This window comes from Pseudomonas fluorescens (assembly GCF_041354075.1).
Lineage (GTDB): Bacteria > Pseudomonadota > Gammaproteobacteria > Pseudomonadales > Pseudomonadaceae > Aquipseudomonas > Aquipseudomonas fluorescens_CE.
The window spans coordinates 18,291-40,336 of sequence record NZ_JARZGC010000003.1; the positions used below are offsets into that span (position 1 = coordinate 18,291).

The following is a 22,046-nucleotide window of genomic DNA, read 5'->3' on the forward strand; positions in this document are numbered from 1 at the left end:
GAGAGTGGCGTGCTCAAGAAACTGGGAATTAAAGGCCGCGTGCTGTTGCTGACCTTGCTTCCAACCAGCCTGATGGCCCTGGTGCTGGGCGGCTACTTCACCTGGATGCAGCAATCGGACCTGCAAACCCAGCTCATGCAGCGCGGCGAAATGATCGCCGAACAGCTCGCCCCTCTCGTCGCCCCGGCCATGAGCCACAACGACGCCGAACTGCTCGAACGCATCGCCACCCAATCCCTGGAAACCCCTGACGTGCGCGCGGTGACCTTCCTCGACCCGGACCGCACGCCGCTCGCCCATGCCGGCCCGACCATGCTCAATCAGGCTCCGCTGGGCAACAGCTCGCAAATGCTGCGACGCAGCGGCAATGACGCGACCCGTTACCTGCTGCCGGTGTTCGGCAAGCACCGCAACCTGGCCGGCGACCTGATTCCCGAGGAAACCGAGCGCATGCTGGGCTGGGTCGAACTGGAAATCTCGCACAACGGCATGCTGCTGCGCGGTTATCGCAGCCTGTTCGCCAGCCTGCTGCTGATCGGCGCGGGCCTGGGCGCCACGGCGCTGCTGGCGTTGCGCATGGGCCGCACGATCAACCGGCCGCTGAACCAGATCCAGCAAGCGGTGGCACAGCTCAAGGACGGTCACCTGGAAACCCGCCTGCCGCCCTTGGGCAGCCAGGAGCTGGATGAACTGGCGTCCGGCATCAACCGCATGGCCGGCACCCTGCAAAATGCCCAGGAAGAGTTGCAGCACAGCATCGACCAGGCCACCGAAGACGTGCGCCAGAACCTGGAAACCATCGAAATCCAGAACATCGAGCTGGACCTGGCGCGCAAGGAGGCCCTGGAGGCGAGCCGGATCAAATCCGAATTCCTGGCCAACATGAGCCATGAAATCCGCACACCGCTCAACGGCATTCTCGGTTTCACTCACCTGCTGCAGAAAAGCGAACTGACACCGCGCCAGCTCGATTACCTGGGCACCATCGAAAAATCCGCCGACAGCCTGCTGGGCATCATCAACGAGATCCTCGACTTCTCGAAAATCGAGGCCGGCAAGCTGGTGCTCGATCATATTCCGTTCAACCTGCGCGACCTGCTGCAGGACACCCTGACCATCCTCGCTCCCGCCGCCCACGCCAAACAACTGGAACTGGTCAGCCTGGTGTATCGCGACACGCCGTTGTCGCTGGTGGGGGATCCGTTGCGGCTCAAGCAGATTCTCACCAACCTGGTGAGCAACGCGATCAAGTTCACCCGCGAAGGCACCATCGTCGCCCGCGCCATGCTCGAAGATGAACACGAGGACAGCGTGCAACTGCGCATCAGCATCCAGGACACCAGCATCGGTTTGTCCAACGAGGATGTGCGCGCCCTGTTCCAGGCGTTCAGCCAGGCCGACAACTCGCTGTCCCGGCAACCGGGAGGCACCGGCCTGGGCCTGGTGATTTCCAAGCGCCTGATCGAGCAGATGGGCGGCGAGATTGGCGTCGACAGCACGCCCGGCGAAGGCTCGGAGTTCTGGATCAGCCTGAGCCTGCCCAAAACCCGCGACGATGCCGAGGACATGCCGGGCGCGCCGCTGCTCGGACGGCGGGTCGCGGTTCTGGAAAATCACGAACTGGCGCGCCAGGCCTTGCAGCATCAACTGGAGGATTGTGGCCTGGAGGTGACGCCGTTCAACACCCTGGAAAGGCTGACCAACGGCGTGATGGGCGCGCACCAGACCGACCAGGCCATCGACCTCGCGGTGCTTGGCATCACCAGCAACGACATGCCGCCAGAGCGCCTCAACCAGCACATCTGGGACCTCGAACACCTCGGCTGCAAGGTCCTGGTCCTGTGCCCGACCACCGAACAGACCTTGTTCCACCTGTCGGTGCCCAACCCGCACAGTCAGCTCCAGGCGAAACCGGCCTGCACGCGCAAGCTGCGCCGTTCGCTGTCCGACCTGATCAACCCGCGCCAGCAACGCAGCGAGCCCGGCGAACCGGTGTCCAGCCGTGCCCCCAAGGTGCTCTGTGTCGACGACAACCCGGCCAACCTGCTGCTGGTGCAAACCCTGCTCGAAGACCTCGGGGCCAAGGTCCTCGCCGTGGAAAGCGGTTACGCCGCCGTCAAGGCCGTGCAGAGCGAGACCTTCGACCTGGTGCTGATGGATGTGCAGATGCCCGGCATGGACGGACGCCAGAGTACCGAGAGCATCCGCCAGTGGGAAAGTGAACGGCACAGCACGCCGATGCCGATCGTGGCCCTCACGGCCCACGCCATGGCCAACGAAAAACGCGCCCTGCTGCAAAGCGGGATGGACGATTACCTGACCAAGCCGATCAGTGAGCGGCAACTGGCTCAGGTGGTGCTGAAATGGACGGGGCTGGCGTTGCGCAATCAGGGCCCGGAGCGCTCCAGTGACAGCCATGGCGGCCACCAGGAGTTGCAGGTGCTGGATCACGAGGAAGGCCTGCGCCTGGCCGCCGGCAAGCAGGATCTGGCGGCGGACATGCTGGCGATGTTGCTGGCCTCGCTGGAGGCCGACCGCGAAGCGATCCGTGTGGCCCGCGAAACCCAGGATCACACGGCGTTGATCGAACGGGTGCATCGCCTGCATGGCGCGACCCGTTACTGCGGGGTGCCGCAGCTCAGGGCGGCCTGCCAACGCAGCGAAACCCTGCTCAAGCAACAGGACCCGAAAGCCTCCGGCGCCCTGGAAGAGCTCGACCGGGCGATCAATCGTCTGGCGGCCCAGGCCCGGATCAATGCTTGATGCAGGGCAAGGGGTTTTCGACGCCGATGCTCTACTGTAGGAGCGAATTTATCCGCGATGGTCGTCAACGATGACGCTGACTGCCTGAAGCCCCGCAGCGTTCATGTGTCCATCGCCCGGAGCAGGCTCCCACAGGAACAAGGATCATTCGATGCGTACGATCGTTTTCAGCAGCCAGACCTACGACCGCGACAGCTTCCTCGGCGCCAACCTGCCAGCCGGCATCGAGCTGCACTTCCAGTCGGCACGACTGAGCCTGGACACCGTGGCGCTCGCCGAACACCACGAAGTGGTCTGCGCGTTCATCAACGATGACCTCGGCGCACCCGTGCTCGAACACCTGGCAGCGGGTGGCACGCGCCTGATCGCCTTGCGCTCGGCCGGCTACAACCACGTCGACCTGGCCGTGGCCAAGCGCCTGGGACTGACGATCGTGCGGGTTCCAGCCTACTCGCCCCACGCGGTTGCCGAACATGCGGTGGCGCTGATCCTGGCCCTCAACCGCCGCTTGCACCGCGCCTACAACCGCACCCGCGAAGGGGACTTCAGCCTGCATGGCCTCACCGGTTTCGACCTGGTGGGCAAGACCGTCGGTGTGGTCGGCACCGGGCAGATCGGCGCGACCTTCGCCAAGATCATGAACGGCTTCGGCTGCCAGCTGCTGGCCTACGACCCCTACCCCAATCCGCAGGTCGAAGCGCTTGGCGCCCGTTACCTGGACCTGCCGCAGCTGCTCGCGCAATCGCAGATCATCAGCCTGCACTGCCCGCTCAACGCGCAAAGCAAACACCTGATCAACCGCGATTCGCTGGCGCACATGCAACCCGGCGCCATGTTGATCAACACCGGGCGCGGCGGTCTGGTGGACACGCCGGCGCTGATCGATGCCCTCAAGGATGGCCAACTGGGTTACCTGGGGCTGGACGTGTACGAGGAAGAAGCCCAGCTGTTCTTCGAGGACCGCTCCGACCTGCCGTTGCAGGACGATGTGCTGGCCCGCCTGCTGACCTTCCCCAACGTGATCGTCACCGCGCACCAGGCCTTCCTGACCCGCGAGGCGTTGGGCTCAATCGCCGCCACTACGTTGCAGAATATTGCCGCGTGGGCGGCCGGCGCCCCGCAAAACCAGGTGGATGTCGGCTGAACCGGATCGAAGGTCGCTTCTGTGCGGAGTACGGCAACGATGTCCGTGCTAGCATTCCGCGCAGATTTGGAGGACCCATGGTCGAACACGATTTCCGCTACAACCTGATGAACCCGCAACACACCCTCACCGAATGCCGCGCACTGGTGCCCGGGCGCTATCAAGTCACCGGCAACGGCGGCTCGATTCGCAACAATGACGTGCTGGTCGTGACCCTCAAAGGTGCCAAGGACCTGTCCATGCGCCTGACCGTCGAAACCGTACGCCACCTGATCAACCCGCCCGGCCAATGGGTCGCGGTGGCCAGTGGTCCGGTGTTCGGCGAACTGGCGATCCACACCTGGAAGGTCAACTGCGACAGCTGCGCCAAGGAGCTGAGCTTCGAGTTCGCGGTCGATGCCAAACTGGGCAACAAGGCTGAAAAACCTGCGGCCACAGCGCGCATTGCCGAACTGGGCTGGAGCAGCGTGGGCGAGAAGCACCTGTGTCCGAAATGCCAGGAGCCTGCGTGATGAAACGCCTCGCTCTGAGCGCTATGGTCGGTGCCAGCCTGCTGGGTTGCGCCGCCGAGCCGGTCCAACTGCAACAGAACCGCAGCTACATTCTGGAGTGGATCGGCGAGCGCCCATTGATGGATTACAGCCACCTGACCATCACCCTCGGTGAAGACGGCCGGGCCTACGGCAATGCCGGCTGCAACCACTGGTTTGCGCCCTACACCCTGGACGGCGACAAACTGAGCTTTGGCAAGGTCGGCAGCACTCGCAAGCTGTGTGCGCCAGCGCTGATGGAACAGGAAAAACGTTTCCTCCAGGCGCTGGAAGGTGTGCAGCGCTGGGACGTGTCGTCGATCGAGCAGATGCGCTTCTGGCCCGCCGAAGGCAAGCCACTGCGCTGGTGGCTCGAAGAGGGTTGAACCCGGCCTGTTGATCGATCCCACGTTCACACGCGGGATCGATCCACCTTTTCAGGGCGCGGCCTGAAGCGCTTGCAGCTTGGCCATGACGCCCGCCGCTGTCTGCTCTCCCATCAGTTGCTCACGCACCTTGCCCTTGTTGTCGATGATGTAGGTCACCGGCAAGGCCTCACTGCGCGGCAGATCGAAAATCTCGCTCGGATCCTGGGCCAGCACGGTGAACTTGATGCCCAGTTTTTCACTGGCGCTTTTCAGCTCTTCACCCTGCACGTTGTCGAAATTGACCCCGAACACGCCAATGTTCCGGCCTTTCAATTGCTCGGCCAGGGTGTTCAGTTCCGGGATCTCGGTACGGCACGGGCCACACCACTCGGCCCAGTAATTGAGCACCAGCCATTGCTTGTCCAGACGTTCGGCCGCGACTTTCTGGCCGTTCTGGTCGATCCCGTAATCGTTGCCGCAGCCCCCCAGCATCAGCGCTGCGAAAATCGCGAATGCCGCTGCCAATCGCCTTGTCATGTCTTGATCCTTGTTCAAAATTGAATGCGCCTGCGACCCATCGCCTCCCAAGGTTCAGGATTGCGCGCTGCACAGTTAGAATAGCCGCCACCTTACGCCAAATGCGACCCGCACATGACCGATCTGACGCTTTATCACAACCCGCGCTGCTCGAAATCCCGCGGCGCGCTGGAGCTGCTCGAAGCCCGTGGCCTGACCCCGACCGTGGTCCGCTACCTGGATGAACCGCTGGACGCCGCGCAGATCCGGGGCTTGCTGAAAAAGCTCGGCCTCAGCGCCCGACAACTCCTGCGCACCGGCGAAGAGGACTACAAAACCCTCCACCTGGCCGACGCCGGCCTGAGCGAGGCGCAGTTGATCGCGGCAATCGCCGCGCACCCGAAACTGATGGAACGCCCGATTCTTGAAGTCGGCGACAAAGCCGTGATCGGCCGCCCACCGGAGCAGATCCTGGAACTGTTGCCATGAGTGCGCCGTACATTCTGGTGCTGTATTACAGCCGCAGCGGCTCGACCAACGAAATGGCCCGGCAGATTGCCCGGGGTGTCGAGCAGGCGGGGATGGAAGCGCGCCTGCGCACCGTGCCGGCGATCTCTACCGAATGTGAAGCCGTGGCACCGGACATTCCCGACGAAGGCGCGTTGTACGCCAGCCTCGACGACCTGAAAAACTGCGCCGGCCTGGCCCTCGGCAGCCCCACGCGTTTCGGCAACATGGCGGCGCCGCTCAAGTATTTCCTCGATGGCACCAGCAACCTGTGGCTGACCGGCGCCCTGGTGGGCAAACCGGCGGGTGTGTTCACCTCCACCGCCAGCCTGCACGGCGGCCAGGAAACCACCCTGCTGTCGATGATGCTGCCCTTGTTGCACCACGGCATGTTGATCACCGGCCTGCCGTACAGCGAATCGGCCCTGCTGGAAACCCAGGGCGGCGGCACCCCGTATGGCGCCAGCCATCATGCCGGGGCCGACGGCAAAAGCGGCCTGGACACCCATGAAGTCGCGCTCTGCCGGGCACTGGGCCTGCGGTTGGCGAAGACTGCCCAGAAACTGGAGGGCTGAGGGTGGCCAGGAAGCCGAAAGTTCTGCCCGCCCTCGAATGGCTCGAGCCGCGCGTGCGGGCCATGCGCGTGATCAGCCTGCTGTGCTTTTTCGGCCTGGTGGGGCTGCTGTGCGTCTACTACCTGTGGGTGGCGGACCTGCACGGCGCGCGGCCATGGGTGATTCTGCTGATAGAGCTGGTGCCGCTGTTGCTGTTGGCGCCCGGCATGCTGGTCGGCAGCCCGCGCGGGCATTCGTGGACGTGTTTTGCGGTGAATCTGTATTTCATCAAGGGCGCGCTGGCCGCCTACGACCCGAACCGGCAGCTGTTCGGGTTGCTGGAGATGGGCGCGAGCCTGGCGGTGTTCTGTTCGGCGTTGCTGTATGTGCGCTGGCGGCATCAGTTGAACCGCAAGCTGGCGGGTGAAGGCCAGATCTCGGTCGCCTGATCGGCTCTCCCAGTAGGAGCGGGATCAGTGATTGGCGGTGTAAGCCAGCATCATCGAGATCTGGCTCATCGCCCGCCCACCGCTCTCTTCGTGCCACTGGTTGAACACGTCCTGCACCAGAGCCAGGTCGCGCAGGCTGGTGGGCACCTTGTCGATGATCTTTTGCGCATTCAATGCCGCCACCACGTCATAGCTCGGCACGAAGGTGTCCTTGCCGACCATGCGCAGGAACCGGGGCGCCGACAGCCCGCCCAATTGACTGCCGCGCTTTTTCAGGTAGGTCCACAAGCCGACGATGTCGGTCACCGGCCAATCGGCGATCAACGTGCCGAAGCTGCCCTTCTCAAGCGCCACGTCCAGCACGAACTGCGCGTTGCGCGGCACGCTCTTGAGCTTGCCCAGGTGACGGATGATTCGCGCATCCTGCATCAGGCGCTCAAGGTGTTCGGCACTCATCAGCACGACCTTTTCCGGGTCGAAGCGAAAGAACACTTCCTCGAAGGCCGGCCACTTGGCGTCCACCAGACTGTGCTTGAGCCCGGCGCGGAAGACACGCAGGGCCATGGTCGAAAGGTAGCGGTCGTCGGTGATGTCGCGCAATTGCGCCGGGGTCTTGGGAACGGGCAGATGGGCTTGCAGTTCAGCCGCCGAACCGAAGCGGTTCAGGCAGTACTCGTTCAGCCACTTGTAATCGCGCATGCCCTCTCCTGGTATTGAAAAACAGAACCTGTTTACAGGTTGACTACGTTGACGAAGCGCGAAGCCGCGGTTTCGTCGATCTTCAGGCTGGTGAAATCGAACAGGTTGCGGTCCGCCAGTTGCGACGGGATCACGTTCTGCAAACTGCGGAAGATGCTCTCGGTGCGGCCCGGCGTCTTGCGCTCCCAGTCCTGAAGCATTTCCTTGACCACCTGACGCTGCAGGTTTTCCTGCGACCCGCAGAGGTTGCACGGGATGATCGGGAACTGCTTGAAGTCCGAGTAGGCCTGGATGTCTTTTTCGTTGCAGTAGGCCAACGGCCGAATCACCACGTTACGGCCGTCGTCGGCACGCAACTTTGGCGGCATGGCCTTGAGCGAGCCATTGAAGAACATGTTGAGGAAGAAGGTTTCGACGATGTCGTCGCGGTGATGACCGAGGGCCATCTTGGTCGCGCCGATTTCGTCGGCAAAGGTGTAGAGCGTGCCGCGACGCAGGCGCGAGCACAGCGAGCAGGTGGTCTTGCCTTCCGGAATCAGTTCCTTGACCACCGAATAGGTGTCTTTCTCAACGATGTGATACTCGATGCCCAGCGTTTTCAGGTACGCCGGCAGCACGTCCTCGGGAAAGCCCGGCTGCTTCTGGTCCATGTTCACGGCGACGATCTCGAACTTGATCGGGGCAACCTTCTGCAAATGCATCAGCACGTCGAGCATGGTGTAGCTGTCCTTGCCTCCGGACAGGCAGACCATGACCTTGTCGCCGTCTTCAATCATGTTGAAATCGGTAACGGCCTCACCCGCCAGTCGGCGGAGGCGCTTTTGCAGTTTGTTCTGGTTGACCGTGAGAGTGCCCATGACGCGAAATCCGTGAGGTGTGACGAAAGGCCGGCATTTTACGCATAAACGCCGGGCTGGCGAAGCGCTCTCTGTCTGCCGGAGGACTGGCGTTTGACAGAGCCTGCGGCGATTAACAGGCATGTTTACAGCGCGATTTGCTCTAACACCCCTGCACCAATGCCGATAAGACCTTTCTATACTGCGACATAAGGTCGCAGACATATAAAGACCTTTCTTACCTGGCCACTTTGGCCCGTAAGCGCTCCACTGGGGGGCGACGGTAAAAACAAGAGGAGTGACTGGCATGATCCATCACGTAGTGGGGCTCTTCACCCACCCCGACCAGGAATGGAAAGAAATCCGTGGCGATCAGGAGGAAAGCATCAGCCACATGTACCTGACCCACACGCTGATTCTTGCGGCGATCCCCGCCGTGTCGGCGTTTATCGGCACCACGCAGGTTGGCTGGGTGATCGGCAACCGTGCGCCGGTGATGCTGACGAACGAGAGCGCGCTCTGGATGACGATCATGTCGTACCTGGCGATGCTCGGGGGCGTTGCAGTGATGGGCGCGTTCATTCACTGGATGGCGCGCACCTATGATGCCAACCCGAGCCTGGCTCGCTGCGTGGCGTTTGCGACCTATACCGCGACCCCGCTGTTCGTCGGCGGCCTCGCGGCCCTGTACCCCCACATGTGGCTGGGGATGATCGTCGGGACGGCGGCCATCTGCTACACGGTATACCTGCTGTATGTGGGGCTGCCGACCTTCATGAATATTCCATCGGATGAGGGCTTCCTGTTTTCGAGTTCAGTGCTTGCCGTCGGCCTGGTAGTGCTGGTGGCCATCATGGCGTTCACGGTCATTGTCTGGGGGCTTGGCGTAGGGCCGGTCTATACCAATTAGCAACACGTCACCCAATAACAACATCTGCCAATACAGGCCGCCGCAAGGCGGCCTTCTATTGTCCAGGATCACCGCAGGCGCGACGACCATTCGGCGCTTCGGCGATTCGCAAGGCCCCGGGGTTGCGGCATACTCGACATCTCTGGAGAGCCATCAAGCATGCCCGAGCAACTCAATACCCGCGTCGAAGACTGTTTCCAACAAGCCGAATCCTTTTTCAAACGAACGTTCAAACGCCCGGTGGTCAGCCTCAAGCTGCGCGGGCAAAAAGCCGGTGTCGCGCACCTGCACGAGAACCTGCTGCGCTTCAATCCGCAGCTGTACCGGGAAAACAGCGAAGACTTTCTCAAGCAGACCGTGGCCCATGAGGTCGCCCACCTGATCGCTCATCAGCTGTTTGGCGATCGCATCCAGCCCCACGGCGAAGAGTGGCAGCTGATCATGCGCGGCGTGTACGAACTGCCGCCCAATCGCTGCCACACCTATGACGTCAAGCGCCGCAGCGTGACCCGCTACATCTACAAGTGCCCGTGCGCCGACAGCGATTTCCCCTTCTCGGCCCAGCGCCACGGCCTGGTGCGCCAGGGGCGGAGGTATCTGTGTCGGCGGTGCCGCAATACGCTGGTGTTCAGTGGGGAGATGCGAGTCGAGTAGCTGGTTTTTGTGGTGACCGGTCTGGCCCCATCGCGAGCAGGCTCGCTCCCACAGGTATTGATGTCGTATACAAGTTCTGTGAACGACACCAAATACTGTGGGAGCGGGCTTGCCCGCGATGGGGCCCGCATAGGCGCTAGAGAATCACCCCGCCCCGCCGCAAATCGCCAATCCGCTCCCCAGTGAACCCCAAAGCCCCCAACACCTCATCCGTATGCTCGCCCACCCCCGCGCCGATATGCCGAGGCTCAGGCAACCCACCGGAGAACTTCAACGGGCACGCCATCTGCGCCTGGCTCGAGCCATCGCCCCGTGGCACCTGGGTCACCAGCTGCCGCGCCTGCAACTGCGGATGCCGAACCGCCTCCCCCAGGCTCAACACCGGTTCGACACAGGCATCCAGCTCGGCGAACAACCCGCACAATTCGGCAAAATCGTGTTTCTCGAACTCGATCTTCAATGCATCCTTGAGCTGCTTTTGCCGTGCCGGTTGCGGCGACAGGCCCAGGGCTGCCAACTCCTCCAGACCCAACGCCGTGCACAACTGCTTCATGAACGCCGGCTCCAGGCTGCCCACCGACAACCAGCGCCCGTCCCGCGAACGGTAATAGTCATAAAAGCTGCCGCCGTTGAGCACCTGGGTTTCCCGGCCCGGCTCTTCGCCGCAGGCCAGGTAGCCGGCGCCCGCCATGGCGTTCAGGCTGAACGCGCAATCGGTCATGCTAACGTCCAGGTACTGTCCCAGGCCGCTGTGCTGGCGGGCAATCACCGCCGCCAGCAGACCGGCGACCGCATGCAACGAGCCGCCGGCGACATCCGCCACCTGCATGCCCAGGGGCAACGGCCCGGAATCGGCGCGCCCGGTGTAGCTCGCCTGCCCGGCCAGCGCCAGGTAATTGATGTCATGGCCGGCGCGATTCCGGTAAGGACCGGTCTGTCCGTACCCGGTGATCGACACGTAGATCAGTTTCGGATTGATTGCCTTCAGTGCTTCGTAGCCCAGCCCCAATCGCTCCATCACGCCGGGGCGAAACTGTTCCAGGACGATGTCGTGGTCCTGCAGCAACGCCGTGATGATTTCCAGCGCCTCGGGCTGCTTGAGGTCCAGCGCGAGGCTTCGCTTGTTGCGATTGAGGTAGGCGTGGCTCGCCGACACGCCCCGGTCATGGGGCGGCAGCACGCGCACCAGGTCAGCGCGGGTCGGTGATTCGATGCGCAAAACCTCGGCGCCCATGTCGGCTAACAGCAGCGAGGCGAACGGCCCCGGCAGCAGGGTCGAAAAATCCAGAATCTTCAGGGATGCCAATGGACCAGGCATGAGTGATCTCCAATGCGACAGCTCACATGCGATAGCTCCAGCCTAGGCAGCCGACGGCTTCGCGGCAATCACCCGATGTGTCAGCAACTGTGACCGTTGTGCTCAAATCCCAGGCATGAAAAAACCCGCCGAAGCGGGTTCTTCCTTTGCAGCAGGGTTTACTTGACGGTGCTTGGGGTTGGGCCTTCGGCCACGCCCAGGTCGTCTTCGGCACGCTCTTCGGCAATGCCGCGACCGCCAGAAGCCAGCTCGGCCTGCAGCACGTCGTTGTCCAGCTCCTTGACCCACTTGGCCACAACGACGGTCGCCACAGCGTTACCCACCAGGTTGGTCAGCGCACGGGCTTCGGACATGAAGCGGTCGATACCGAGGATCAGCGCCAGGCCGGCAACCGGCAGGTGACCGACGGCCGACAGGGTGGCGGCCAACACGATGAAACCACTGCCGGTCACGCCAGCAGCACCTTTGGAGGACAGCAGCAGTACCACCAGCAGGGTGATCTGGTGAGTGATATCCATGTGGGTGTCGGTCGCCTGAGCGATGAACACGGCCGCCATGGTCAGGTAGATCGCGGTACCGTCGAGGTTGAACGAGTAACCGGTCGGGATCACCAGACCGACGACGGATTTTTTCGCACCCAGGCGTTCCATCTTGATCAGCATGCGCGGCAGGACCGATTCCGAGGAAGAGGTACCCAGCACGATCAGCAGCTCTTCACGGATGTAGCGGATCAGTTTCAGGACGCTGAAGCCGTGAGCGCGAGCGATACCGCCCAGCACGATCAGGATGAACAGCAGGCAGGTGATGTAGAAGCAGGCCATCAGTTGACCCAGCTGCACCAGCGAGCCAACACCGTAGGCACCGATGGTGAACGCCATGGCACCGAACGCACCGATCGGCGCGAGCTTCATGATCATGTTGATGATGTTGAACATCACGTGGGCAAAGCGATCGATGAAGTCCAGGACCGGCTTGCCGTAGGCACCCAGGCGATGCAGGGCGAAACCGAAGATCACCGAGAACATCAGCACTTGCAGGATATCGCCGGTGGCGAATGCGCCAACGATGGTCGATGGAATGACGTTCAGGATGAAGCCGACGACGCTTTGATCAGCACCGGCGGAAACGTACTGGGCCACTTTCGAGGCATCCAGGGTGCTCACGTCGATGTGCATGCCGTTACCCGGCTGAACGATATTGACCACGATCAGGCCAACCAGCAAGGCGATGGTCGAAACGATTTCGAAGTACAGCAGCGCGTAGCCGCCGGTCTTGCCCACCGACTTCATGTTCTGCATGCCAGCGATACCGCTGACGACGGTGCAGAAGATGATCGGGGCGATGACCATTTTGATCAGTTTGATGAACCCGTCACCCAGTGGCTTGACCGCCACACCGAGCTGTGGGTAGTAGTGACCGAGCAGAATGCCGATAACGATGGCAACGATCACCTGGGCATACAGGGATTTGTACAGTGGCTGACGAGTCGTCATTGCAAAGTTCCTCAAGAGCGTCCCGTGACAACATCCATCTGTTGTCGACGACACCTCATTTGCGAACCCTCCTGCACTGGAGGGATTTGTTTTTTCGAGCTGCAGCAAGGCAGACATCTGCCCGTTGTATCGCAAGTGGCGTGCCACTTTTGTCAAAACCGCTGTAAGCCTTTTGCCATCAGGGGTTGCCGATCAAGCGTGCCACGAACCTGTTGCAAAACCGTGGCGGATTTCCGCCCATCCGCCTGATCTCGTCCCGGGATTTGGCGGATATCCGCCTTGTTGAATGCCAGACGGCACGTCTACCATTCGTCGTTCAATGACGGATCTGCCTGTTATGCGCGAACGCACCATCGCCAGCCATTTCGCCCGCGCCGCCCTCGGTGGTGCGCGTCGTCTGGGCCTGGATTGCTCGGAACTGCTGCACCAGCTCGGCATCAGCCCCGAGCTGCTGGAGGAACCGCGTGCGCGAATAGCCCCGGAGCAGTTCACCCGGCTGATCCAGGGGTTGTGGCTGGCGCTCGATGACGAATACCTCGGTTTCGGGCCGGTGCCGAGCAAGACCGGCAGTTTCGCGATGATGTGTCATGCCGTGATTCACTGTCGCAATCTCGATCGGGCGCTGCATCGTGGCTTATTGTTTTATAGCCTATTCCCGGACGGTCCGCGCCTGACCCTGAGCCGCGAAGATCAACTGATCCGCCTGAGTCTCGACGACTCGCAGTTCCACGACCCGGACCACTTCCTCACTGAAAGCCAGTTGATGGTCTGGCATCGGCTCGGCAGTTGGCTGATCGGCCAGCGCATCCGGCTGGAGCAGGCGACGTTCAGTTATGCCAAGCCAGCGCATGGGGCCGAGTACGACTTGCTGTTCCCCTGCCCATTGGTGTTCGGTGCGCCGCAGAGCAGCCTGCTGTTCCACAGCCGCTACCTGAGCATGCCGTTGCTGCAGGACGAACGAACCCTCAAGCATTTCCTGGAACGCTCCCCCGCCGACCTGTTGTCGCGCCCGGACGACGGCGACAGCCTGAGCAGCCGACTGCGCCGCCTGCTCAGCAGCGACAGTGCGCGCTGGCCGGACCTGGAAGCCGTGGCCGCGCACCTGCACATCAGTCCGCAAACGCTGCGCCGGCACCTGCGCGAAGAGGGGTCGAGTTTTCAGGAGTTGAAGGACCAGTTGCGGCGGGACATCGCCATTTATCACTTGGGCCGCGCAGACCTGTCACTGCAGCAGATTGCCGAGCAACTGGGGTTTTCCGAGCCATCGGCGTTTCATCGGGCGTTCAAGAAGTGGACGGGCCTGACACCGGGCGCCTATCGGGCGCAGGAGAACTGAAGTTCCAGCGCTCGTCAGGCGCCGTGTCCAATGCCATCAGGGGAACCTACCCGTTCATAGGGGTGGAAACTTACTCTAAACGCGGGATGACCAGCGACAAGCCAGGATATATCTTGTCCGGATGTTCCAGCACCGAGCGGTTCGCATTGAAAATCAGCGTAAACCTGGCTGCCTCCCCATAAAACTCTCGGGCGATCTTTGCCAAAGTATCTCCCTTCACAACAACATACATATTCAACTGAGTGACGGGCGGAATCGCCAGTGTTGCGGGTGGCGCAAACTCCACATCACCCAGTTGTTTAATTTGTTCAATGAATGAATCGAGATGATTGGCCGTGGTCGCATGAATATCGTGCATCAAGACAATCGAGTTCTTTTTGTTTCTGATCTGTTCAATACCATGGGTGACCCAGCCTCCCTGTCGATAGTCGGGATTCCAGTCCAAGGTATCCACACTCCAGAGCACCTGCCGATACCCAAGACCGGCTACCGTCCGATCGACCAGCGCGTCGTGAGCGCCGTAAGGCGGGCGCATGATCGGGTCCGGATCTTGAAAGGGTGCCAGCGCCTGTTCGGTCTTCTGGATTTGCTCGATGATGGTGTCCGGGTCCTGGCCGACCAGCCTGAGATGATCGTAAGTGTGATTGCCTATCCGGTGCCCTTCATCGAGGATGCGTCGAATACGGTCGGCCTGCTTGGCAACCAGGTGACCTACCACAAAGAAAGTTGCCTTTATATCGGACTTCGCCAATGTATCGAGCACTGTTTCGGTGTGGGTTTGCCGAGGTCCATCATCAAACGTAAGCCACACTTTTTTATTGTCCATTAGTTCGCTCTCCGGGTGACGTGCAATGAGTTGGCCCATAACAACCTCAAGCCGTAATCCTACGGATACCTGCAGTTGATAGAGCGTTGCTTATTACCTGTCAGCCAAGCACTTAAAGCCAACAAAACATTGTTGCCGGTCGTTTAATCCCAGTTGGGAAGCGACATCACTCCATGCACTATCCCGTCACGCTCAAGGGGTGGGGAAATGTATGCGAAACGCCGCTCCGCCCATCGGCGAATCCCCCAGGGTCAGCCGGGCGCTGTAGCTCTCGATGATGTCCTTGACCACTGCCAAGCCGATGCCCTGCCCAGGGTGCTGACGGTCCAGGCGTTCGCCGCGTTCCAGGATCCGCGCACGCTGGTCCGGCGGCACCCCCGGCCCATCATCCTCGACGCACAAATCAATGCCGTCCAGGCTTTCGCGCACGCTCACGCGCACCTCCCCCAGGCACAGGCGGTAGGCGTTCTCCAGCAGGTTACCGAGCATTTCCAGCAATGCGCCCTGTTCGATCGGCACGTAGCAGTGCTCCGGCAAATCGAAGGCCACCCGCACGCGCTTGTCGCGGTAGACCTTGTCCAGCGTGTCGCACAGGCTTTGCAGCACTGGTTGCAGGCGCACCTGATGGCGCACCAGACCGCTTTTGCGCAGGCTGGCGCGCTGCAATTGGTAGCTGATCTGCTGACTCATGCGTTCGATCTGGGTTTGCAGCACCCAGGCCTGGTCGCGGTCCCGGGGGCGCTGGGCCATGTCTTCGCTGACGCCCTGCAACACCGCCAATGGGGTTTTCAGGCTGTGCGCCAGGTCATCCAGGGAGTCGCGATAACGGCTGCGCTGCTCGCGCTCGCTGTGCAACAGACGGTTGAGCGAACCGGTCAGGCGCAACAGTTCGCGCGGATGCTCTTCGCTGAGGCTTTCGCGCGCACCGCTTTCGATTTCGTCGAGTTCCTGGCTCAGCCGGCGCAGCGCCCGCAAGCCCCAGGTCAGGCCGATCCACAACAAGGCCAGGAGCACCAGCAGCGCCGCGCCAAACCCCAGGTAGAGATTTTCCCGCAGGCCTTCGAGGGTGACTTCGTACTCGCGCACCGGTTGCAGGGTGACAATGCTGAACGCCGCGCTCTTGCCGCCGAGCAGTTTGACCTCGACGTCATAGACGAAATAATCCTGGCCGTCGGCTTCGCTGATCCGCGCGAATTCGTTGCCGCGCCCGTCATAACGCGGCTTGTAATTGATGTGCTCTTCGCGGGTGCCTTTGGAGCGCCAGACCAGATGGCCGTCGCGATCATAGATGTAGCCGAGCAGGCGGCTGTCCGTGAGATTGAAACGCTCATCGGGCAACTGCGCCGGCATTTGCAGGTGATTGCCCTCGACCCGCGCGGCCGAGATCAGCGTGGTGACGTCCGACGCCAGGCGTTGCTCGATGGAGTCCTGCAACGCCAGGCTGAACGCCCCCTGCATCGCCGGCAATAACGCCAACATGAACAAAACCGCCAACAGCGTGGCGGCCAGCATCAAGCGGACACGAAGGGAACGGATCAAGTGCAGCGCTCATTGAACAGGTAGCCCAGGCCACGCACGGTGTCGATCGGCTTGAACCCCGCCGGGCCTTCGAGTTTGCGGCGCAGACGGCCGACCAGCACTTCGATCACGTTCGGATCGCGCTCGTCATCATCCGGGTAGAGCTGTTCCATCAGGCGGTCCTTGGCGACCACCTGCTGGTGATGGCGCATCAGGTACTCGAGGATGCGGTATTCATAGGCGGTCAGCGCCAGCGGCTGTTCGTCGAGGGTGGCCTGTTTGCGGTTGAGGTCGAGCAGCAGCGGACCGGCGACGATGGTCGACTGGGTGAAACCGCTGGAGCGGCGCAACAAGGCATTGAGGCGCGCATCCAGCTCTTCGAACTGGAACGGTTTGACCACGTAGTCGTCGGCACCGGCGGCGAGGCCTTCGACCTTGTCCTGCCAGTTGCCGCGGGCGGTGAGGATCAGGATGGGAAAGGTCTTGCCGCCCGCACGCAGCTGACGAATCAGGTCGAGCCCGCCCATGCCCGGCAGGCCGAGGTCGATCACCGCCAGGTCATGGTTGAACTGCTCGGTCTGGTACAGCGCATCGACGGCGTTGCCCACCGATTCGACGACATGACCGCTGTCCGTCAGGCGGGTTTGCAGGTGATGGCGCAACAGCGCTTCATCTTCGACGACCAGCAATTTCATAACGCTCTCCCGGGCTCTGCACAAGCATAACGGCGTTTGTCACGACAGATCATAGTGCCCCATCAGATGCTTCTGGCTGAGTTTAATGCCATTGTAAAAACCCGACACATCGGCGTAGGCGACGGCGTATCCCCGGGAAGCGACCCGTTGGCTCAAGGGCGCGCCCCAGATACTGTCCTGATGCGGCTCGCGAATCGAACTGAAGCTGTTCAGGGTAAGGGATTTACGTTCCCGATCAGCGTTTTTTCCTTGAGCAAGGTTGAGGGCGCTGTCGTCGCCGGCGAACGCCGCCGTGCTCGCACTCAACACGGTGAAGGCCAGAATCAGGTTTTTAATGCCAGTCATTCGGGAATCTCCTCAGACGCAGGTGCCTTGGGTATGACGCTACCTTACTCACCGCCCCCTGAACCGGCCCTGAACGTTCTCTGAACCCTCGCTGAATCAAATCGACTAGGCTGAGCTGATCACTTTCTTTCAGGAGACCGAACATGCGCGCATTCGTCGCTGTCATTCTGCTGGCCTTGAGCGGCCTGGGCCAGGCCGCCATCAAGACCGAGGAAATTCCCTATAAAAGCCCGGATGGCACCCAGTTGATCGGCTACTACGCCTACGACGATGCCATCAAGGGCCAACGCCCGGGCGTAGTGGTGGTGCACGAATGGTGGGGGCTCAACGACTACACCAAGCGCCGCGCTCGCGATCTGGCGGCGCTGGGTTACAGCGCGCTGGCCATCGACATGTACGGCGACGGCAAGAACACCGAGCACCCCAAGGACGCCATGGCCTTCATGCAGGCAGCCTTGAAGGACAGCGCCGCTTCCAGCGCGCGCTTCAAGGCCGGGCTCGACCTGTTGAAGCAACAGCCACAGACCAATCCGGACAAGGTGGCAGCAATCGGTTACTGCTTCGGCGGCGCGGTGGTGCTGAATGCGGCACGTCAGGGCGTACCGCTGGCGGGCGTGGTGAGCTTCCACGGCGCGCTGGCGACCCGGACACCGGCCGAGCCAGGCAAGGTCAAGGCGAAAATCCTCGTCGAACATGGGGCGCTGGACAGCATGGTCACGGCGGAAAACGTGGTGGCGTTCAAGAACGAGATGGACAAGGCCGGGGCCGACTACAGCTTCGTCAGCCTGGAAGGCGCCAAACACGGCTTCAGCAACCCCGACGCGGATCGCCTGGGCCACGGCGATCATGGCGGGCCGGACATTGGCTACAACAAGGCAGCGGATGACAAGTCCTGGGCGGACATGCAGGCGTTTTTCAAGAAGATCTTTGGGTGATCATATAGACCGAGTCGCCCCCCATCGCGAGCAAGCCCGCTCCCACAAGGATCATCGCGACTCTGAAGTAAACGCAAGACCTGTGGGAGCGGGCTTGCTCGCGATGGGGCGCACCTCGGTCCAACGCCGGGCTACCCTCCCGGCACTCAACCCGGCAAAATGCCCCCATGAATGCCCTCCCTGCCCTGCCCGCCTGTTGCACCCCGCTCGATGCCGACTGGCCGCTGCCGTTCGTGCTGCCCGAGACCGTACTGCTGAGCACGCATTTCAACAGCTCGAAATTGACCGGCGATGATTTCCGGCGCAGCGCCATCGAGCCACCGGCCACCATCCAGCGCTCGGTGGCCAAGCGCCAGGCCGAGTTTCTCGCCGGGCGCATCTGCGCCCGGGCTGCCCTTCAACAACTGGAAGGCCTGAACCTGGTCCCGGCCATTGGCGATGACCGGGCGCCGGTCTGGCCCGCGCACATCTGCGGTTCGATCACCCACAGCACCGGCCGGGCGGCGGCGATCGTCGCGCGCAAAAGCCATTGGCGCGGCCTGGGCATGGACCTGGAAAACCTGCTCGATCCCGAGCGGGCAGAACGCCTGGCCGGAGAAATCCTCACCCCTGCCGAGCTGCAACGCATGGCCGCCGGGTGCCCGGATCAACTGGCGCTGCGGGTGACCCTCACCTTTTCAGTGAAGGAAAGCCTGTTCAAGGCGCTGTACCCCATCGTGCAGAAGCGCTTTTATTTCGAACACGCCGAGTTGCTGGAGTGGACCGAGGCCGGGACCGTGCGCCTGCGGCTGCTGACCGACCTGTCCAGTGAATGGCGCCATGGCACCGAGCTGGATGCGCAGTTCGGGGTCAAGGAGGGGCAGTTGTTGAGTCTGGTCAGTATTGCGGCCTGAGGGCAGGTGGTGATTGGGCGGGCCTCACAGAGAACATGAAGATCAGCGTTTCTCCTGATGCCTCGGCCAGCTCAAGCTGAAACACGCACCACCCAGGCTCTTGCTCTTGCTGATCAACGCCCGGCCGTCATGCCAGTGAATGATCCGCCGCACAATGGACAACCCCAGGCCATGTCCGCCCGAGGCGCGGGTCCGGCTGTCATCCAGGCGCAGGAACGGGGTGAAGATTTTCTCCCACGCCGACTCGGGAACCCCCGGCCCGTCGTCTTCGATGTCCACCCGACAGCGCTGTTGCCCCACCTGGTAGCTGACGGTCACCCGCGACTGCGCGTGGCGCATGGCGTTGCTCACCAGGTTTTGAATGGCCCGGTGCAGGTAACGCGGCTCCGCCTCGACCCAGGCATCGTCGCAATCGGCGGCCGACAGGCACATGCCGCGCTGGACCGTGACGTCGGCGCGCAACGGCGCCAACTCTTCGATCACCTGGTTGACCAAGGCATCAAGGTCGATGCGCTGGAAGTTCAGCGCCGGCGAGCCCTGCTCCAGACGCGCATAGGTGAGCATCTCGTCCACCAGCCGATCGAGGTCCTCGATGTCGTGGTCCATGCCCTCGCAATACTTTTCCAGGGCTTGCGGCGTGGTCGCGGAACCGATCATCTCCAGGCCGAAGCGCAGGCGCGCCACCGGCGTGCGCAATTCGTGCGACACGGCGCGCACCAGTTCGCGCTGCACCGCCAGCAATTGCTGCAGGTGTTCGGCCATGCCGTTGAAGGCCGAAGCCAGGCGGCCCACCGAATCCGCGCCCCGTGCCGGGACGCGGGTTTCCAGGCTGCCCTTGGCGATGCGCGTGGCGGCGGCTTCGAGGCCGCGCAAACGGCGCTCCAATTGCCGCACCAGCAAATAGACGATCAGCCCGATCAGGCTCAGACCCAGCACCGCAATCAGCACCAGCCATTGTGGCGGGTAAGGATTCATCTGGTACAACGGGCCGATTTCCAGCACCCATGGCGTGCCGACCATGCCGGCAAACACCCGGATCGAATCGCCCTCCTTGCCCAAGGCCATCACCGTGTCACCTTCCGACACGCGGCGGCTCTGGTCCTCGTCCATGTCGGCGTCGTCGGCAGTGACCAATCTCAGGTCGAAACCAAAACCCTTTTCTTCCTTTATCTGGGCCAGGCGCGCTGACTGCTCGGCCACCGGCACGCGCACCAGTTCGTCGGTGAGCAAATAAATGGTCGCCCGGGCCAGTTGCTCGCTGATCTGCTGCACTTCCCCCATGAGCATCAACTGTTCGTGTTCGCTGACCAGCCGATAGACCTTGGCCGCATGGGGTCCGGTCTGCTCCACCAGCGCCTGGCCGCGCAGCACACGGGTGCGCTGAGTCAGGTCGAGGTCGGTCTGGGCGAAGGTCTTCAACGACAGCGGAATGCCGAGCAAACGTTCCCACACCAGCAAGGCCCGGTGGCGCTGACTGTCGTCCATCGGCTGCAGGTTGTCGGCCATCAGCGAGAACGTGCCGTGGGCCAGGCGCTCGCGGTACTGCTCGCTGCGCACCTGGTTGAGCAGGTGCAGGGCGAGCACGCCGAGCACCGCCACCAGGATCAGCGCCGCACACATGCCGCCATAGATGCGCAGGAAGATCGAGTTCACGGAGCAGGGTCTACACAGGCTTCGGGCACGAACAGATAACCTTTGCTGCGAATGGTCTTGATCAGTCTCGGATGGTCGGGGTCGTCGCCGATTTTCGGGCGGATGCGCGAGATGCGTACATCGATGGAGCGATCCTGGCCGTCATAACCGATGCCGCGCAGCGCGGTGAAAATCTCTTCACGGGACAGAATCCGCCCGGCATTGGCCACCAGCAGCCACAGCAGGTCGAACTCGGCGCTGGTCAGTTCGATGCCACTGTCATGCAGCCAGGCTTCACGCAAGGCGTTGTCCACCACCAGCGGGCCGAACTGCAGGCGACGGAGTTTTTCCGCCACCGGCTCTGGCGGCTCGCTGCGCCGCAGCAACGCCTGGATACGGGCGAGCAACAGGCGCGGGCGCACCGGTTTGCACACGTAATCGTCGGCGCCCAGGTCCAGGCCGAGAATCTGGTCGGTGTCGTCGGTGCGGGCCGTGAGCATCAGGATCGGACCGTCATATTGATTGCGCACCTTGCGGCAGATGCTCAGGCCATCTTCGCCAGGCAGCATCAGGTCGAGGATCACCAGGTCCGGTTGCTCCTTGATGATACGGGCGGCGGCCAAGGCGCCATTGCCCTCGATCGACACGCGCAGGCCATTGGCTTGCAGGTAGTCGCGGGTCAGTTCGGCCAGACGCTGGTCGTCTTCCACAATCAGGACCTGCCAGACTTCTTGCTCCACGGTGACCTCTGCTTGCCAACATCAAGGAAGGATCCGCCCGTCTTTTTGTAATGATTGGGGAGGATAAGAATGCGTACGTACCGGCCGATTGTATAAACGCCACCCGCCCAGAACACAAGCCGGTAAATGCGTTCGGACCGCCCGGTTTTTTGTGATACGGTTCGCGCCCTTCGAAATCCGGACAGCTGTTTTCGCTGATTGAAAATCAGTGAAAATTCGCTCGATCCAGCAGTCTAGCGGCCTACACGCGGATTGAACCCCTCACACACAATTTACGCACAGGGTTATCCACAGGTAGTACGTTGCAACACCCCCCAAAACGCATTATCTTGTAGCACGGCGCTAAAAAAACCCTACATGTAGGGTTTTCCCTTAGAAAGCCCAA

At 62.0% G+C, this 22,046-nt stretch carries 23 protein-coding genes; 12 read left to right on the top strand and 11 right to left on the bottom strand.

Annotated features, from left to right (window positions below; translation table 11 throughout):
* The first annotated feature begins 9 nt into the window (after positions 1–9).
* From QIW53_RS04320 to QIW53_RS04335, 4 genes are all read left to right on the top strand, one after another.
* Positions 10–2,763, top strand: a complete 2,754-nt coding sequence (locus QIW53_RS04320) for a response regulator (protein ID WP_371048451.1) — start codon at positions 10–12, stop codon at positions 2,761–2,763.
* A 151-nt stretch (positions 2,764–2,914) separates the two neighbouring features.
* Entirely contained in the window at positions 2,915–3,907 is a 993-nt protein-coding gene (locus QIW53_RS04325) for a 2-hydroxyacid dehydrogenase (protein ID WP_371048452.1), read from the top strand.
* Positions 3,908–3,984: 77 nt separating this feature from the next.
* Entirely contained in the window at positions 3,985–4,419 is a 435-nt protein-coding gene (locus tag QIW53_RS04330; RefSeq protein ID WP_371048453.1) for a hypothetical protein, read from the top strand.
* A complete protein-coding gene (locus QIW53_RS04335; protein ID WP_371048454.1) occupies positions 4,419–4,823 on the top strand; it encodes an META domain-containing protein in 405 nt (134 codons plus the stop codon). The genes QIW53_RS04330 and QIW53_RS04335 overlap by 1 nt, the downstream gene beginning before the upstream one ends.
* A gap of 51 nt (positions 4,824–4,874) precedes the next feature.
* On the opposite strand, the gene QIW53_RS04340 is transcribed toward QIW53_RS04335, so the two are convergent.
* Positions 4,875–5,342: a TlpA family protein disulfide reductase gene (locus tag QIW53_RS04340; RefSeq protein WP_371048455.1), complete on the bottom strand. Its 468-nt coding sequence runs from the start codon at positions 5,340–5,342 to the stop codon at positions 4,875–4,877.
* Positions 5,343–5,456: 114 nt separating this feature from the next.
* On the opposite strand from QIW53_RS04340, the gene arsC reads away from it, so the two are divergent.
* Genes arsC through QIW53_RS04355 form a run of 3 tightly spaced genes read left to right on the top strand, consistent with a single transcriptional unit; the run spans position 5,457 to position 6,831 of the window.
* Positions 5,457–5,810: an arsenate reductase (glutaredoxin) gene (gene arsC / locus QIW53_RS04345; RefSeq protein WP_371048456.1), complete on the top strand. Its 354-nt coding sequence runs from the start codon at positions 5,457–5,459 to the stop codon at positions 5,808–5,810.
* Complete coding sequence (gene wrbA, locus QIW53_RS04350) at positions 5,807–6,403, top strand: NAD(P)H:quinone oxidoreductase (RefSeq protein WP_371048457.1); 597 nt, start codon at positions 5,807–5,809, stop codon at positions 6,401–6,403. Before arsC ends, wrbA begins: the two co-directional genes overlap by 4 nt.
* 2 nt (positions 6,404–6,405) lie before the next feature.
* A complete protein-coding gene (locus QIW53_RS04355; RefSeq protein WP_371048458.1) occupies positions 6,406–6,831 on the top strand; it encodes a DUF2069 domain-containing protein in 426 nt (141 codons plus the stop codon).
* 24 nt (positions 6,832–6,855) lie between these two features.
* Here the strand turns inward: QIW53_RS04355 and QIW53_RS04360 are convergent, their stop codons facing one another.
* Both QIW53_RS04360 and ttcA read right to left on the bottom strand, forming a co-directional pair.
* A complete protein-coding gene (locus QIW53_RS04360) occupies positions 6,856–7,530 on the bottom strand; it encodes a DNA-3-methyladenine glycosylase I (RefSeq protein ID WP_371048459.1) in 675 nt (224 codons plus the stop codon).
* A 32-nt stretch (positions 7,531–7,562) separates the two neighbouring features.
* Complete coding sequence (ttcA, locus tag QIW53_RS04365) at positions 7,563–8,387, bottom strand: tRNA 2-thiocytidine(32) synthetase TtcA (RefSeq protein WP_192305887.1); 825 nt, start codon at positions 8,385–8,387, stop codon at positions 7,563–7,565.
* A gap of 286 nt (positions 8,388–8,673) precedes the next feature.
* Between ttcA and QIW53_RS04370 the strand changes: the two genes are divergently transcribed.
* Both QIW53_RS04370 and QIW53_RS04375 read left to right on the top strand, forming a co-directional pair.
* Positions 8,674–9,276, top strand: a complete 603-nt coding sequence (locus tag QIW53_RS04370; protein WP_192305885.1) for a Yip1 family protein — start codon at positions 8,674–8,676, stop codon at positions 9,274–9,276.
* 159 nt (positions 9,277–9,435) lie between these two features.
* Positions 9,436–9,930, top strand: coding sequence for a SprT family zinc-dependent metalloprotease (locus QIW53_RS04375; protein ID WP_371048460.1), 495 nt, complete (start codon positions 9,436–9,438; stop codon positions 9,928–9,930).
* A gap of 136 nt (positions 9,931–10,066) precedes the next feature.
* On the opposite strand, the gene QIW53_RS04380 is transcribed toward QIW53_RS04375, so the two are convergent.
* Together QIW53_RS04380 and QIW53_RS04385 are read right to left on the bottom strand one after the other, a co-directional pair.
* Complete coding sequence (locus QIW53_RS04380) at positions 10,067–11,248, bottom strand: CaiB/BaiF CoA transferase family protein (RefSeq protein ID WP_371048461.1); 1,182 nt, start codon at positions 11,246–11,248, stop codon at positions 10,067–10,069.
* Positions 11,249–11,406: 158 nt separating this feature from the next.
* Positions 11,407–12,741 (bottom strand): dicarboxylate/amino acid:cation symporter, encoded by a 1,335-nt coding sequence (locus QIW53_RS04385; protein WP_371048462.1) that lies wholly within the window; start codon positions 12,739–12,741, stop codon positions 11,407–11,409.
* A gap of 337 nt (positions 12,742–13,078) precedes the next feature.
* Here QIW53_RS04385 and QIW53_RS04390 point away from each other — a divergent pair, with 337 nt between their 5' ends.
* Complete coding sequence (locus QIW53_RS04390; RefSeq protein WP_371048463.1) at positions 13,079–14,077, top strand: AraC family transcriptional regulator; 999 nt, start codon at positions 13,079–13,081, stop codon at positions 14,075–14,077.
* A gap of 70 nt (positions 14,078–14,147) precedes the next feature.
* On the opposite strand, the gene QIW53_RS04395 is transcribed toward QIW53_RS04390, so the two are convergent.
* From QIW53_RS04395 to QIW53_RS04410, 4 genes are all read right to left on the bottom strand, one after another.
* Positions 14,148–14,942, bottom strand: a complete 795-nt coding sequence (locus QIW53_RS04395; protein WP_371048464.1) for a polysaccharide deacetylase family protein — start codon at positions 14,940–14,942, stop codon at positions 14,148–14,150.
* 153 nt (positions 14,943–15,095) lie between these two features.
* On the bottom strand, positions 15,096–16,442 hold the full coding sequence (locus QIW53_RS04400; RefSeq protein WP_371048465.1) for an ATP-binding protein: 1,347 nt from the start codon (positions 16,440–16,442) through the stop codon (positions 15,096–15,098).
* Positions 16,439–17,116, bottom strand: coding sequence for a response regulator (locus QIW53_RS04405; RefSeq protein WP_371048466.1), 678 nt, complete (start codon positions 17,114–17,116; stop codon positions 16,439–16,441). The genes QIW53_RS04400 and QIW53_RS04405 overlap by 4 nt, the downstream gene beginning before the upstream one ends.
* Positions 17,117–17,155: 39 nt before the next feature.
* Positions 17,156–17,461 (bottom strand): hypothetical protein, encoded by a 306-nt coding sequence (locus QIW53_RS04410; RefSeq protein ID WP_371048467.1) that lies wholly within the window; start codon positions 17,459–17,461, stop codon positions 17,156–17,158.
* Between the two features lie 143 nt (positions 17,462–17,604).
* On the opposite strand from QIW53_RS04410, the gene QIW53_RS04415 reads away from it, so the two are divergent.
* On the top strand, positions 17,605–18,396 hold the full coding sequence (locus QIW53_RS04415) for a dienelactone hydrolase family protein (protein WP_371048468.1): 792 nt from the start codon (positions 17,605–17,607) through the stop codon (positions 18,394–18,396).
* 167 nt (positions 18,397–18,563) lie between these two features.
* On the top strand, positions 18,564–19,289 hold the full coding sequence (locus tag QIW53_RS04420) for a 4'-phosphopantetheinyl transferase family protein (protein ID WP_371048469.1): 726 nt from the start codon (positions 18,564–18,566) through the stop codon (positions 19,287–19,289).
* A 42-nt stretch (positions 19,290–19,331) separates the two neighbouring features.
* On the opposite strand, the gene QIW53_RS04425 is transcribed toward QIW53_RS04420, so the two are convergent.
* Both QIW53_RS04425 and QIW53_RS04430 read right to left on the bottom strand, forming a co-directional pair.
* Positions 19,332–20,942 carry an ATP-binding protein gene (locus QIW53_RS04425; protein WP_371048470.1) on the bottom strand — a complete coding sequence of 537 codons (1,611 nt, stop codon included), beginning with the start codon at positions 20,940–20,942 and terminating at the stop codon, positions 19,332–19,334.
* Positions 20,939–21,661 carry a response regulator gene (locus QIW53_RS04430; RefSeq protein WP_371048471.1) on the bottom strand — a complete coding sequence of 241 codons (723 nt, stop codon included), beginning with the start codon at positions 21,659–21,661 and terminating at the stop codon, positions 20,939–20,941. The genes QIW53_RS04425 and QIW53_RS04430 overlap by 4 nt, the downstream gene beginning before the upstream one ends.
* Positions 21,662–22,046 lie beyond the last annotated feature (385 nt).

Excerpts from the sequence above, each read along its gene's own strand:
- wrbA (WP_371048457.1), top strand. The coding sequence starts at position 5,807 with ATGAGTGCGCCGTACATTCTGGTGCTGTATTACAGCCGCAGCGGCTCG.
- QIW53_RS04340 (WP_371048455.1), bottom strand. The coding sequence starts at position 5,342 with ATGACAAGGCGATTGGCAGCGGCATTCGCGATTTTCGCAGCGCTGATG.
- QIW53_RS04330 (WP_371048453.1), top strand. The coding sequence starts at position 3,985 with ATGGTCGAACACGATTTCCGCTACAACCTGATGAACCCGCAACACACC.
- QIW53_RS04335 (WP_371048454.1), top strand. The coding sequence starts at position 4,419 with ATGAAACGCCTCGCTCTGAGCGCTATGGTCGGTGCCAGCCTGCTGGGT.
- QIW53_RS04380 (WP_371048461.1), bottom strand. The coding sequence starts at position 11,248 with ATGCCTGGTCCATTGGCATCCCTGAAGATTCTGGATTTTTCGACCCTG.
- ttcA (WP_192305887.1), bottom strand. The coding sequence starts at position 8,387 with ATGGGCACTCTCACGGTCAACCAGAACAAACTGCAAAAGCGCCTCCGC.
- arsC (WP_371048456.1), top strand. The coding sequence starts at position 5,457 with ATGACCGATCTGACGCTTTATCACAACCCGCGCTGCTCGAAATCCCGC.
- QIW53_RS04390 (WP_371048463.1), top strand. The coding sequence starts at position 13,079 with ATGCGCGAACGCACCATCGCCAGCCATTTCGCCCGCGCCGCCCTCGGT.
- QIW53_RS04375 (WP_371048460.1), top strand. The coding sequence starts at position 9,436 with ATGCCCGAGCAACTCAATACCCGCGTCGAAGACTGTTTCCAACAAGCC.
- QIW53_RS04370 (WP_192305885.1), top strand. The coding sequence starts at position 8,674 with ATGATCCATCACGTAGTGGGGCTCTTCACCCACCCCGACCAGGAATGG.
- QIW53_RS04405 (WP_371048466.1), bottom strand. The coding sequence starts at position 17,116 with ATGAAATTGCTGGTCGTCGAAGATGAAGCGCTGTTGCGCCATCACCTG.
- QIW53_RS04325 (WP_371048452.1), top strand. The coding sequence starts at position 2,915 with ATGCGTACGATCGTTTTCAGCAGCCAGACCTACGACCGCGACAGCTTC.
- QIW53_RS04385 (WP_371048462.1), bottom strand. The coding sequence starts at position 12,741 with ATGACGACTCGTCAGCCACTGTACAAATCCCTGTATGCCCAGGTGATC.
- QIW53_RS04360 (WP_371048459.1), bottom strand. The coding sequence starts at position 7,530 with ATGCGCGATTACAAGTGGCTGAACGAGTACTGCCTGAACCGCTTCGGT.
- QIW53_RS04415 (WP_371048468.1), top strand. The coding sequence starts at position 17,605 with ATGCGCGCATTCGTCGCTGTCATTCTGCTGGCCTTGAGCGGCCTGGGC.
- QIW53_RS04395 (WP_371048464.1), bottom strand. The coding sequence starts at position 14,942 with ATGGGCCAACTCATTGCACGTCACCCGGAGAGCGAACTAATGGACAAT.
- QIW53_RS04410 (WP_371048467.1), bottom strand. The coding sequence starts at position 17,461 with ATGACTGGCATTAAAAACCTGATTCTGGCCTTCACCGTGTTGAGTGCG.
- QIW53_RS04420 (WP_371048469.1), top strand. The coding sequence starts at position 18,564 with ATGAATGCCCTCCCTGCCCTGCCCGCCTGTTGCACCCCGCTCGATGCC.